Origin of the sequence: Agarivorans sp. QJM3NY_25, from assembly GCF_050870875.2 — a bacterium.
Classification (GTDB): Bacteria; Pseudomonadota; Gammaproteobacteria; order Enterobacterales; family Celerinatantimonadaceae; genus Agarivorans.
The window spans coordinates 2,101,901-2,114,785 of record NZ_CP194041.2 but is presented as its reverse complement, the minus strand read 5'-3'; the positions used below and the strand labels follow the sequence as shown (position 1 = coordinate 2,114,785).

The following is a 12,885-nucleotide window of genomic DNA, read 5'->3' as shown; positions in this document are numbered from 1 at the left end:
AGTGTTTCCACTACATTCGGTGAAGAGCCGCAAATACACAGTTAAAAAGTGTGCAAACCTTGGAAGCTCAACTAATTCAAAATTTTCTCGTTAACAACTAGTAAAGTCGAGATTTAAAACCAATAGTTTTGCTATGGAAAGAGCCATGGGAGATTGTGTTTTTCATAAGAAGGCGTAACAAGCTTTGGGGCAATTTTGAGTTACGGTTAATCGTTTCTTAGAACCCGGAAAGTGTCGAGAGTCCTCAGGCCTTACCATTCTGTGGCATTCCCGGTCATGGCATTGATCAGGAACTCATCTATCATTTCGGTGGAAGTCCTTTTTTATTTGAGACCCCGCCGATTCACTAGGAACTCTGCGATATCAACGGGTCATACATCATTCGACTTGGGAATGGAAAGTTCCGCCTATTGTCCGATTGTATGTTTAAGCGGCTGTTTGAGAGCGATGCTTAGACCACCCCGTACAATGTCGCTTGATGTGGCGACATTTGTCGCCTATACTTGTTGTGTAAATTCTAAATGAGGATTAGATTATGTATGAAAGTGCTTATCAAATGCTGAGCGGTACAAAAGTTAAAATTGGTTCAGTGCCAGAGATACTTACGATTATTCGAACGGGTCTACCTGTATCTATTCTTGATAGTGGCACCGATTTGCTTGGCGTAAATAAAACCGAATACGCTCAATTGATAGGAGCAAACCTTCGAAGCATTCAGCGTAAGCAACAAACAAGTGGCAAGCTAAGTCCCGCATCCAGCGAGCATGCGTTGATGCTTGCTGAGTTAGTTCGGCTTGCCGACGAATACTTTAAGGACAGAGATGCCACTTTACGCTGGCTTAACCGCCCTTCATTGGCTTTCGGTCATTATTCACCATTGTCTGTCTGTGACACTGTTACAGGCATTAATGTGGCGATGGAAGAAATCAACAAAATGAAATATGGGTTTACTGCATAATGGAAATGTTCAGATTGTCACATGCAGATTTCCCTGACTTATCTGGTGCTGGTGGCTTATATGGCTCTGGTCGCTGGCATGAAAAAGGGGTTCTTGCTTGCTATACGGCTTCAGCAAGAGCTCTATGTGTTTTAGAACGAATGGTGCACGAGGCATTAGAAGACCTACCAAGCTTGGTTATGTTGACTCTATGGATCCCAGATGATGTAAGCATAGAACGCTATTCAAGTAAGCAACTCCCAGAAGGTTGGGACAGCATTCCAGATTCAGGAGAGGGACGGTCAATCGGGCAGGATTTCTTTTCAAGGGGTGAATCTCTTCTGATGCAAGTACCAAGCGCCATAATTTCTGAGGAGTACAACTACATTATTAATCCTCGGCACAAAGATTCAGGTAAGATCAAAGTCGTTGAGACAAGAGATTACTTTTACGATGCAAGACTTCAGAAAATGATTCGATAAAATAATCTAGCTTAACTTAAAAATACTTTTGTGGGTAGAAGGGCCAATAACTCTAGACTTCATAACCAGCACTCATATATTGTAAATTTACAACTTAAGGATAGGCTATGTCATGTTATGTTGCAATTTATGTCAACTTCAATTGCAAACAACAAATATATGGAATTGGGTGGCAACCCTATCAGCCACATCCCGGCACTCGAGTCGTCTGCTGCGGTTGCTCCCTTCCGGGCCTGGCCGAGTTCACAGAGTATCAATGCGGGAGGACCAACAGGGCCACCATAGATGAGCTTCCGAAGAAGCGAGGCTATTCTCGCTTAAGCCTTCCCTTATTGCAAACGCTAAAAGTACTTTTCCACCCTAGAATCGGTCTGTTTGCTCAAGTTTTAATCCTTATGAGTCTATTAAGTCAACCTATGGCGGTTGCTCAGCCCTTTGATCAGCAACTATGGGATGAATTACTACAAGAATATGTGCATTGGCCAGTTGCTAATAATGAAAGTCGAGTTGATTACAACAATTTTGATCAAGCTAAATTGCAGCGTTACTTGGTATCCGTTGCGAAGGTAAGCCAAGTCCAATTTAATGCCTGGACTCAAGATCAACAACTGGCCTTTCTAATTAATGCTTATAACGCTTATACAGTGCAATTCGTCTTAAGTGCCTACCCAAACATTACTTCTATTCGAGACTTAGGATCGTGGTTTCAATCGCCCTGGAAGAAAAAGCGCTTTGATCTATTTGGGGAAAAGGTCAGCCTTGATGATATAGAACATGAATTGATTAGGCCTGTTTACAATAATCCATGGATCCATAGCGCAGTCGTTTGTGCCGCAAAAAGCTGCCCGCCCTTACAAAGCACAGCCTATCGTGCGGAGCATCTGCAACAACAACTAGAGCGCGCGTTTCGAGCTTTCTTAAACAGTGACAAAAATACTTACCATGCAACAAATAACCAGCTACAGTTATCATCGATATTTAAGTGGTATAAAGAAGATTTTGGTGCTGACTTAAAACGTTATTTAAGTCATTATTCGAAAGAATTAAAGGCTGAACCGCGGGTGATCCAAGCCGCCTCAATTGTTTATCTGGATTATGATTGGTCACTCAATGCTTATGAGTAAGGCAATAAACATAAAAAAACCTGCATCCGCAGGTTTTTGTTAAAGTAGAAGCTTAAAACAAACGACGAGATAGTTCGTATAAGTCTTCATTAAATGGACGTTTCATATTTTCGATACAATCAATAATATCGTGATGGACCATTTTATTATTTTGAATACCAATGCAACGACCACCCTCGCCTTCAAGTAGCAAGTCGACCGCGTAAGCCCCCATACGACTGGCCATCACTCGGTCACGACCGGTTGGTGTACCACCACGCTGAATATGGCCCAGAATCGTCGCTCGAGTTTCCCGACCCGTCGCCATTTCAATACCTGCCGCCAACTCATTCACATTAGTGATATGCTCGGTGATGGCAATAATCGCATGTTTTTTGCCTTTTTTCTGGCCATCTTTTAAGCTTTGGAGCAACTCTTCGCGACTAAAGCCCTTTTCAGGAATAATCACATACTCTGCACCGCCTGCAATACTCGCCTGCATCGCAAGATCGCCACAGTAACGTCCCATGATCTCGATCACCGAAATACGATTATGTGAAGAAGAAGTATCCCGAATACGGTCAATCGCATCAATCACAACATTGAGTGCCGTATCAAAACCAATCGTATAATCAGTCCCTGCAATATCATTATCGATGGTACCTGGCAAACCAATACATGGAAAACCCATTTCAGTTAACTTTTTGGCGCCCATGTATGAGCCATCACCACCGATGACAACTAAAGCTTCAATACCGTGTTTCTCTAAATTTTTAACGGCAACTTCCCGAACCCCGAGCTCTTTAAACTCAGGAAAACGAGCGGAGCCTAGAAAAGTACCACCACGGTTGATAACATCGGAAACACTGAAGCGGTCCAATTTTTTAATATTGTCTTCATGCAGGCCCATATAACCATCATAAATACCATAAACTTCAATGCCTTGAGACAAGGCACTACGTACCACTGCTCGTACGGCTGCATTCATACCAGGGGCATCACCACCACTAGTTAAAACACCAATTTTTTTAACCATCATTCCCTCACTAAAAGCTGAATTGACCAAATTTACAAAAATAATTCAACAAATATGTTCGATAGGATCATTTCTAAACCAAAGATATACCGTGATAAACAGATCTATCAGAACAAAAAATCTTTAAAATAATAGAGTTATTGCGATATACATCGCCATTAGAGACTCTTTTTTGTGTCGGCATTGTGCCATGCACAAGATTAACCTTTTATGACCCTAATCAGATAACGCCGACATTTTGGAACAAATTCTCATACTTGTCCAAAGTTAATCTGAGCCTCATTAGCTATCGCCGATTGATTCAGGCATACAGCGCATTTATTTAGTTAAACATCAATTTAAACCACAAAACGAAGTAAATAGTTCATTTTTGATTCACATTTATGTAGCATGGCGCCCACATACTGAATGTCATACAAATGATTTTTCAGTTTTTATGCTTTAAAAGGAGATCACATGAAGTCTGAACTTCACTATATTATTGAACGAAACATCGCAACTAACCGCAAAGCCGTGATGAATTACAATTTACTAAAACAACAACAGCAAGATACTACGCCCGAGTCCCAAACAGCAGCCACCACAACCTCTGCATAAGCAAGCGCACAGATACCAAAAAGGAGGCTTTGCAGCCCCCTCTGGTATTTGTATTTACTTAGCTTTAATGACCGGATCTATTGCATGTAACGTTGGTGATAAATGAATCACGCCATCGGCTTGAGTATCCAAGGAAAGAATATTTGTCTTACTAATTCGATGACGATATATCTCGCGTAGATATTTCACCGCATTCTCCACATTTTTAAAGCCAAGACGAATATCGTTAATTGACACAAACTTGTTTGAGTCTCCAATCAGCTCTCGATATTTTTTTTCATACATAGGCTTAATCGCGTACCAATTCGTATCAAGAATTTTAGCCGGATTTTCAAACTCCCACAAAAATGCATGTAACTCTTCGGGCTTAAACTCATCTTCCATAATAAAGCGCAATATAGCTTGATCAATGTCGTCATTATAACGGAACTCATCTTTCGCAAAGCAGCGCTTAATATAAGCGACAACCAAGGTTAAAAAGTCATCACTCAAACATGGGCTTTTCGCAACCAGTGTCGTTAAGGATAAATTCGCTGAAGCCCCAATTACCAAGGCATAACGCTTTAAAGTAGTATTTGGAAATAACTTATTGATATGTACTTTTAATTTATTTAGGTCCATGAACGACAATTTATAGTCTTTCGGTAGAGAAATAATGGAAATCACCGACGAACAATGCTTGAAGAAGTGTAATTGGTTTAACTGTTCTGCATCGTAGTGGCTATCTTGATATTTCTTTAATGACTGCTTATAACGTTGCGACTCAATCGGCAAAATACTAATGCCTTCGATGGCTTGCGTATCTTGATTGAAATGAGGAAGATCAATAGACCGAAAGAATAATTCATCAATATCTATATCATCATGTACTGCTTTGTTCACCACACTCTCAGCATAGGCAACGGCCACGGGACCCGCCATACTCATAAATAGATCATTGGCGTCTAAACGAACGGTTTCTGAAATATCAATCCCCGCTCGCCTAAAGTAATTTTCATCATAATCGGTTGTAACAGCTTGCGCAGTTAGAATATTAAAGATCTGCTGAGAGATATATTGGTTGGCGTGTTTCTCCATCGTATTGACATCGATATCTTTAGCAATATCACTCTCGTCCTGTTCTACATAGCGCATAATATCGTTAGAAATCAACATCATTGAGTTCCATGGACGGATCCGCCGCATGACATCGTCTGGCGTATCGATGCTCTCTCGTTCAACGTTATAAGAAAAATCCCACTCTTCCGATAGATACTTACAAAGCAGACGTCCAGCATTAATATGTAAGGCTTCGGATACCTCAATACTATTACCTGAGATGTTTGGTAAAATACAGATACCGGAAGTAAAAATAGGCTCAAATACAAATGAGTCGCGCTTGTCTGGTTGATTTGATGGATTGACTTGATAATCAAACGTTTTACTAAGGTAGGAAAATTGTTGGGCTAAACCAAACTCAGAAGCCATGCCTGAGCCTGTGCCACCTCCCGCACTAAAAATATAAAAATACAAGCGTGACTGATTAGCTTTTATCCCACAAGAATCAACCAAATAAGAATGAATATGCCGCCAATCTTCGTTTCTAAAGCTTCCGGTGTCTTTGTTTAAAATAATTTTCGCAAGATATTGCCCTAGGATCGGTGCATTACCGGCACCACCCGCGTGTACCTCCGACAAATCCATTAACTGCAGCTTTTTATATTCGTCTAAAAACTGTTGACGACCTGACTGTGAGGAATACTTGATTCGGCCCGCGATATCCTTGTCTAAATCTCCGACTAATACTACTGGTTCAATCAAGAAAACAGGATTGTCTTCATTACCAGAATCAATCGGTAAATGATTTTTAATCCAGCGCATCGGCTTAAACTCTCGCTCCTGCGCCAACTGGTCTTGATACTCAATTTCTTTAAGATAATGCGTTCGAGAGTTGTATACTAAAGTGGCCACATCCAACGCGATATTTGAGCCACATCGGCCGAGGCCAATCAAGCAAACCGAGGGGAAGCTTTGCTCCAATATGTCTTTTTCTTCGGATAAATTGGGAAAGATATTTTGTCTCACCTTATCCAAGTTGCTCAAAATTTTTTCTAAGCTACTTTCCGTGTAATACAAATGTTCTATAGGCAGAGAATCCTTCATGATGCCTCCTTGTCGTTAGTCTATTGATTATTATATTTGCATCCGTGTACCCATCGTTGTTGATCCGCTTGATAAAATCAAGTGATTCAGCTCGCTAACATCACTTATTGTGATATTAAGAATAAGTGATGTGACATTTGAAACTGAATGACTCGCATAAACCTCTTCGTGATACCCATCTAACTTATTATCGCTTCATTCTTGCTGACCTAAATAACCACTAACTGCGTGATGTATCGAGTTATTAGAGCCACTAGTTACTGCACTTAATACCTCGTTATCGGCAGATTTATTCTGCGCAATAAGTTGATCATATAATGAATTAGATTGGTATGACTGGTCAGTCATACGATTCGAGACATAAAAAAAGCGCCCTTAGGCGCTTTATAAGATTAATAGAAATTACCAGCCGGTGACTTCACGTAAGGCTTTGCCAATATCAGCTAAACTTCGCACTGTTTTTACACCAGCATCTTCAAGAGCAGCAAATTTATCCGCCGCCGTTCCTTTACCACCAGCAATAATCGCACCGGCGTGGCCCATACGTTTACCCGGAGGCGCAGTAACACCCGCAATATAAGAAACAACTGGCTTGGTGACATTCGCTTTAATGTATGCGGCAGCTTCTTCTTCCGCGCTACCACCAATTTCACCGATCATCACGATGGCTTCCGTTTTAGCATCATTCTGAAACATTTCTAGAATGTCGATAAAGTTTGAACCTGGGATGGGGTCTCCGCCAATACCAACACAAGTTGACTGGCCAAAGCCCTCATCGGTAGTTTGCTTAACCGCTTCGTAAGTGAGCGTACCAGAGCGCGATACAATCCCCACTTTACCCGCTTTATGAATATGGCCAGGCATAATACCTATTTTACATTCATCAGGCGTAATCACACCCGGACAGTTAGGGCCAATCATACGCGCCCCAGCTTCATCTAACTTCACTTTTACTTCAAGCATATCCAAGGTTGGAATACCTTCGGTAATCGTAATGATGATTTTAATGCCAGCAGCAATCGCTTCTAAGATAGCGTCTTTACAAAATGGGGCTGGTACATAGATAACAGTTGCATCGGCGCCTGTTGCTTGTACGGCTTCACTTACAGTATTAAATACCGGTAGGCCTAAATGCGTTTGACCGCCTTTACCTGGTGATACTCCGCCAACCATTTGGGTTCCGTACTCTATCGCTTGCTCTGAGTGGAAAGTACCTTGTCCACCAGTGAAACCTTGACAGATTACTTTGGTATTTTTGTCGATTAAAATGCTCATTATTTGGCCTCCGCAGCTTTAACGACTTGCTCTGCAGCATCCGTTAAGCTGGTCGCTGCAATAATGTTAAGGCCAGACTCAGCCAAACGTTGGGTTCCTAATTCAGCGTTGTTGCCCTCAAGGCGAACGACCACCGGAACATTCACGCCAACTTCTTCAACCGCACCAATAATACCATCGGCAATTAAATCACAACGAACAATGCCACCGAAGATGTTTACCAGTACCGCTTTCACTTTGTCATCAGACAAAATAATCTTGAACGCCTCAGTAACCCGCTCTTTGGTCGCACCGCCGCCAACATCTAAGAAGTTAGCGGGTGAGCCGCCATGCAATTGCACAATATCCATGGTTCCCATCGCAAGACCAGCACCATTCACCATACAACCAATGCTACCATCAAGAGCGACATAATTGAGCTCCCATTGAGCAGCATGCGCCTCACGCTCGTCTTCTTGCGAAGCATCGTGCATTTCACGCAGTTTCGGCTGACGATACATCGCGTTTGAATCGATATTAATTTTTCCATCGAGACAAATTAAGTCGCCACTACCAGTGACCACTAACGGGTTAATTTCTAGTAAGGCTAAATCGTGATCGGTAAACATGTCAGCCAAACCAATAAAGATTTTAGTAAATTGGCGAATTTGATTCCCAACTAAACCTAATTTAAATGCAAGCTCGCGGGCTTGATATGGCTGAGGCCCGACCAATGGGTCTATTGCCATTTGATGGATCAACTCAGGCGTTTCTTCGGCGACTTTTTCAATCTCCATACCACCTTCTGTTGAAGCCATAAAAACCACTCGACGAGAAGCACGATCGACAACAGCACCTAAATATAGCTCATTGGCGATATCGGAAGCTTCTTCAACCAAAATTTTAGAGACTGGTTGACCATTCGCATCCGTTTGATAAGTGACTAAGTTTTTGCCTAACCACTGCTGCGCGAAAGCTTTGATCTCTTCTTTATCAGAAGTGACTTTTACGCCCCCTGCTTTACCACGTCCACCCGCGTGAACCTGACATTTTACAACCCAAGTTGAACCAGGGATTTTACCTGCAGCTTCAGCTGCTTCTTGTGGGGTATCGCAGGCGTAACCTTCTGGCACTGGCAAGCCATAATCGGCAAATAATTGCTTGGCCTGATATTCATGCAAATTCATGATGTTCTATCCATAGTGTTAGGGGATACATTAGAGGTGTAATACACCTTTCCGAAATAGGGCCTGAAGATCAGGCCCAAAACAAACTTGTGTTAAACGTCTAGCAACAGGCGAGTTGGGTCTTCGAGTAACTCTTTAATGGTGACTAAAAACCCAACCGACTCTTTTCCATCCACCAAACGATGATCATAAGACAATGCGAGGTACATCATTGGCAAAATTTCCACTTGCCCATTCACCGCCATTGGCCGATCTTGAATTTTATGCATCCCTAAAATAGCGCTTTGAGGTGGGTTAATAATTGGTGTAGACATCAATGAACCAAACACCCCGCCATTGGTAATTGTGAAATTTCCACCCATCAGCTCATCAACGGTTAACTTACCGTCACGGCCTTTAATCGCTAGTTCACGGATCCCTTTTTCGATATCTGCAACACTCAGCAAGTCACAGTCACGAAGGACTGGAGTAACCAAACCACGTGGCGTTGAAACGGCAATGCTCACATCAAAATAATTATGATAGACAATCTCGTCCCCATCGATTGATGCATTGACTTCTGGAAAACGTTTTAGAGCCTCAACCACGGCTTTCACATAAAACGACATAAATCCAAGTCGAATATCATGACGTTTCTCAAACACCTCTTGATATTGCTTGCGCAACTTCATGATCGGTTTCATGTTCACTTCATTAAACGTCGTTAACATCGCAGTGGTGTTTTTAGCTTCTAATAAACGTTCTGCCACACGTTTACGTAAACGTGTCATTGGCACGCGTTTTTGGCTGCGCGATGATAATGGTGGTTGAGCGACAGCCGGAGCTTGAGCTTTGACAGCTTGAGGGGCTGATGCAGCTGCTGGCTTAGCGACATGCGCTTCAACATCTTCTTTAGTAATTCTCCCACTCGGGCCCGTTCCTTTAATTGCAGAGGCATCGAGGCCTTTTTCTGCCACCAAACGGCGAACTGAAGGAGAAAGCTCTTCGTTACTTTGTTTATTCTCTACGACCGTTTCTGCAGGTTTCGCTTCTTCACCTGCGACCGCGCCCGCTTTCATTTTACCAATTAATTGTTGACCTAATACCGTGGCCCCTTCGGCTTCGATAATTTCTTCAAGTACACCGTCTTCCATTGCTGGAACTTCAAGTACAACTTTGTCGGTCTCGATATCCACAATCACTTCATCACGCGCGACGGCATCACCGGGTTGCTTATGCCAAACTGCGATGGTTGCGTCAGCTACTGATTCGGGTAGGTCTGGCACTTTTATTTCAATGCTCATTAAGGCTTCCTTTAATTCTTAATTATTCAACGGTCAACGCATCAGTAACTAGGGCGCGTTGTTGTTTCAAGTGAAGGGACATGTAACCCACTGCTGGCGACGCCGAGGCTGGTCGTCCAGCGTAACGTAAATTTGCACCTGCTGGGATAACCGATTTGAAATTATGCTGGCTGCTATACCAAGCACCTTGATTAAGCGGTTCTTCTTGACACCAAACAAAACGTTCAACATGCTGATATTGCTCAAAAATCTGTTTCACATCTTGCTCTGGGAATGGGTACAATTGCTCAATCCGTATTAACGCAACATCTGTCTGTTCATTTTTACGACGCTGCTCGAGCAAATCATAGTAAACTTTACCTGAACACATGACAATTTGACGAACCTGGCTCGGATCCAGTTCATCCACCTCATCAATCGCGTTGCAGAACTGACCATTGGCGAGCTCATCCAGAGAAGACACCGCCAGAGGGTGACGCAGTAACGATTTAGGAGACATCACGACTAAAGGTCGACGCATCGGTCTGATTTGCTGACGACGCAACATATGATAAACCTGAGCGGGAGTAGAAGGCACACACACCTGCATGTTATGTTCAGCACACAACTGTAAGTAACGTTCTAAACGCGCAGATGAGTGTTCAGGACCCTGCCCCTCATAACCATGAGGTAATAACATCACTAAACCACACATCCGACCCCATTTTTGCTCACCAGAAGACAAGAACTGATCGATCACCACTTGTGCACCATTGGCAAAATCACCAAATTGAGCTTCCCAAATAACTAAGGTTGAGGGCTCTGCAGTGGTATAACCATACTCAAATGCGAGCACAGCCTCTTCCGATAATACCGAGTCAAATAAGGCCAGGTGCCCTTGCTGCTCAGATAGGTGCTTGAGTGGGATATAGGTAGAAGCGTCATTTTGGCTATGCAACACCGCATGGCGATGGAAGAAAGTACCACGACCAGAATCTTGTCCAGTAAATCGAATATTCTGCTTAGCGTCTAATAAACTGGCATATGCCAAGTTTTCAGCAAAGCCCCAATCAACCGCCTTCTCACCACGGCTCATTAAGATCCGGTCATCATTAATTTTCTTAACCCGCGGATGCAACTTGTGCGTTTCTGGTACAGTGGTTAATCGCTCACCCAAGCTATAAATATCCTCGATGGGTAAACTAGAATCGTAAGCCATATCCCATTCATGCCCAAGATATGGCCGCCAATCCACACTGTGCTGTGTCATCGGACGCCATTCTTCAACCACGCAATCGCCGTTATCCAATTGGTCACGGTATCCATTGACTAGCGCTGTCGCATCGGTGCTTTCAAGCTGTCCACGCTGTATTAACAAATCAGCATAAACTTTACGCGGCGTCGGATGTTTTTTGATTTGTTGATACATTAAAGGTTGAGTTGCGTTCGGTTCATCCGCTTCATTGTGACCATGACGACGGTAACAAACTAAATCAATCACCACATCACGTTTAAAAGTATTACGGTAGTCCAAAGCCATACGGCTAACAAAGGCAACGGCCTCAGGGTCGTCACCATTAACATGGAAAATAGGCGCCTGAACCATTTTTGCAATATCGGTACAATATTGGGTAGAACGCGTATCTCGAGGATTCGAGGTGGTAAAACCAACTTGGTTGTTTACCACAATACGCACTGTCCCTCCCACCTTAAAGCCACGCGCTTGCGACATATTAAAGGTTTCTTGCACCACACCTTGCCCAGCAATAGCCGAGTCACCATGAATGGTAATTGGTAAGCAGTTCTCGCCTTCCCGACGATCCTGTCGAGCTCGAACTGATCCCATCACCACCGGATTAACAATTTCCAGATGCGAAGGGTTAAATGCCAAAGACATATGAACTTTACCACCGGGGGTTTCAAAATCGGAGCTAAAACCTTGGTGATATTTAACATCCCCGGTGCCCCAACTTTCATCATGCTTACCGGCGAATTCATCAAACAATTCTGAAGGGTTTTTGCCTAGAACATTAACTAGAACGTTCAAGCGCCCTCGGTGAGCCATGCCCACAACCACTTCTTTAGTACCTTGGATCCCAGCAGAACGAACGATTTCCTTGAGCATCACTAATAGGCTATCGCCACCTTCAAGAGAAAATCGTTTAGCTCCGGGAAATTTCGCACCAAGATATTTCTCTAAACCTTCAGCGGCAGTTAAGCTTTTTAATAAGCGCAACCGATCCTCTTGAGTGAATTCACCCTGACCTTCAACAGATTCTAAACGACTTTGGATCCATCGTTTTTCTTCAGTGTCGGTAATGTGCATGTATTCCGCACCAATCGAACCACAATAGGTTTTGAGTAAAGATTTGTGCAGGTCTTTTAATGCCATCGTTTCTTTACCAATAGCATAAGAACCAACATTGAAGGTTTCTTCAAAATCAGCGCTATCTAGGGCATGAAACTCTGGAGATAAATCGGCTACACGCTCTTGCTGCCATAAACCGAGTGGATCAAGTTGAGCATGCTGATGGCCACGAAAACGATAGGCGTTAATCAATTGCAGTACTTTAACTTGCTTGGCACTATGCTGAGGGTCTTCAACCGGTGAGCTAAAGCGTGAATTATCTTTAGCTAAACGGCGGAAATAATCACGGATTGGAGCGTGGGGGGTGTCTTCGACTGCACCGTTGACTGCAGGGAGCTCTGAAAATACTGCCTGCCATTGTTCAGATACAGATGAAGGGTCTTCTAAAAATGCCTCATAAAGATCTTCGACATAGGTCGAATTAGCACCAGCTAAATGCGAGGAATCTAGCCAGGCTTTCATTACGCCATTTTGCATTTAAACGCTATCCCTTTCTTTTTGCGTCATATTAGACTTT

10 protein-coding genes and 1 other RNA gene are annotated in these 12,885 nt (G+C 43.1%); 4 read left to right on the top strand and 7 right to left on the bottom strand.

What is annotated here, in order from left to right; translation table 11 throughout:
* The first annotated feature begins 535 nt into the window (after positions 1-535).
* Entirely contained in the window at positions 536-958 is a 423-nt protein-coding gene (gene parS / locus ACRRSW_RS09785) for a type II RES/Xre toxin-antitoxin system antitoxin (protein WP_432459223.1), read from the top strand.
* Positions 958-1,419 carry an RES family NAD+ phosphorylase gene (locus ACRRSW_RS09780; protein WP_432459222.1) on the top strand — a complete coding sequence of 154 codons (462 nt, stop codon included), beginning with the start codon at positions 958-960 and terminating at the stop codon, positions 1,417-1,419. The genes parS and ACRRSW_RS09780 overlap by 1 nt, the downstream gene beginning before the upstream one ends.
* 176 nt (positions 1,420-1,595) lie before the next feature.
* Here ACRRSW_RS09780 and ffs read toward each other — a convergent pair.
* Positions 1,596-1,692: signal recognition particle sRNA small type (gene ffs / locus ACRRSW_RS09775), an RNA gene on the bottom strand.
* A gap of 122 nt (positions 1,693-1,814) precedes the next feature.
* Between ffs and ACRRSW_RS09770 the strand changes: the two genes are divergently transcribed.
* Entirely contained in the window at positions 1,815-2,543 is a 729-nt protein-coding gene (locus tag ACRRSW_RS09770) for a DUF547 domain-containing protein (protein ID WP_432459221.1), read from the top strand.
* A gap of 52 nt (positions 2,544-2,595) precedes the next feature.
* On the opposite strand, the gene pfkA is transcribed toward ACRRSW_RS09770, so the two are convergent.
* Positions 2,596-3,558, bottom strand: a complete 963-nt coding sequence (gene pfkA, locus ACRRSW_RS09765) for a 6-phosphofructokinase (RefSeq protein ID WP_432461108.1) — start codon at positions 3,556-3,558, stop codon at positions 2,596-2,598.
* A gap of 456 nt (positions 3,559-4,014) precedes the next feature.
* Here pfkA and ACRRSW_RS09760 point away from each other — a divergent pair, with 456 nt between their 5' ends.
* Positions 4,015-4,155, top strand: coding sequence for a hypothetical protein (locus ACRRSW_RS09760; protein WP_432453397.1), 141 nt, complete (start codon positions 4,015-4,017; stop codon positions 4,153-4,155).
* 54 nt (positions 4,156-4,209) lie between these two features.
* On the opposite strand, the gene ACRRSW_RS09755 is transcribed toward ACRRSW_RS09760, so the two are convergent.
* The 5 genes from ACRRSW_RS09755 to sucA all read right to left on the bottom strand — a co-directional run bounded on the left by ACRRSW_RS09755 (position 4,210) and on the right by sucA (position 12,845).
* Positions 4,210-6,297 (bottom strand): hypothetical protein, encoded by a 2,088-nt coding sequence (locus ACRRSW_RS09755; RefSeq protein WP_432453398.1) that lies wholly within the window; start codon positions 6,295-6,297, stop codon positions 4,210-4,212.
* Positions 6,298-6,699: 402 nt separating this feature from the next.
* On the bottom strand, positions 6,700-7,572 hold the full coding sequence (gene sucD, locus ACRRSW_RS09750) for a succinate--CoA ligase subunit alpha (protein ID WP_432459220.1): 873 nt from the start codon (positions 7,570-7,572) through the stop codon (positions 6,700-6,702).
* Entirely contained in the window at positions 7,572-8,738 is a 1,167-nt protein-coding gene (gene sucC, locus ACRRSW_RS09745; RefSeq protein ID WP_432453400.1) for an ADP-forming succinate--CoA ligase subunit beta, read from the bottom strand. Before sucC ends, sucD begins: the two co-directional genes overlap by 1 nt.
* A 92-nt stretch (positions 8,739-8,830) precedes the next feature.
* Positions 8,831-10,021, bottom strand: a complete 1,191-nt coding sequence (gene odhB / locus ACRRSW_RS09740; protein ID WP_432453401.1) for a 2-oxoglutarate dehydrogenase complex dihydrolipoyllysine-residue succinyltransferase — start codon at positions 10,019-10,021, stop codon at positions 8,831-8,833.
* 22 nt (positions 10,022-10,043) lie between these two features.
* Positions 10,044-12,845 (bottom strand): 2-oxoglutarate dehydrogenase E1 component, encoded by a 2,802-nt coding sequence (gene sucA / locus ACRRSW_RS09735; protein ID WP_432453402.1) that lies wholly within the window; start codon positions 12,843-12,845, stop codon positions 10,044-10,046.
* Positions 12,846-12,885 lie beyond the last annotated feature (40 nt).

Coding starts and splice junctions, on each gene's coding strand:
- ACRRSW_RS09760 (WP_432453397.1), top strand. CDS start 4,015: ATGAAGTCTGAACTTCACTATATTATTGAACGAAACATCGCAACTAAC.
- pfkA (WP_432461108.1), bottom strand. CDS start 3,558: ATGGTTAAAAAAATTGGTGTTTTAACTAGTGGTGGTGATGCCCCTGGT.
- ACRRSW_RS09755 (WP_432453398.1), bottom strand. CDS start 6,297: ATGAAGGATTCTCTGCCTATAGAACATTTGTATTACACGGAAAGTAGC.
- ACRRSW_RS09780 (WP_432459222.1), top strand. CDS start 958: ATGGAAATGTTCAGATTGTCACATGCAGATTTCCCTGACTTATCTGGT.
- sucC (WP_432453400.1), bottom strand. CDS start 8,738: ATGAATTTGCATGAATATCAGGCCAAGCAATTATTTGCCGATTATGGC.
- odhB (WP_432453401.1), bottom strand. CDS start 10,021: ATGAGCATTGAAATAAAAGTGCCAGACCTACCCGAATCAGTAGCTGAC.
- sucD (WP_432459220.1), bottom strand. CDS start 7,572: ATGAGCATTTTAATCGACAAAAATACCAAAGTAATCTGTCAAGGTTTC.
- sucA (WP_432453402.1), bottom strand. CDS start 12,845: ATGCAAAATGGCGTAATGAAAGCCTGGCTAGATTCCTCGCATTTAGCT.
- parS (WP_432459223.1), top strand. CDS start 536: ATGTATGAAAGTGCTTATCAAATGCTGAGCGGTACAAAAGTTAAAATT.
- ACRRSW_RS09770 (WP_432459221.1), top strand. CDS start 1,815: ATGAGTCTATTAAGTCAACCTATGGCGGTTGCTCAGCCCTTTGATCAG.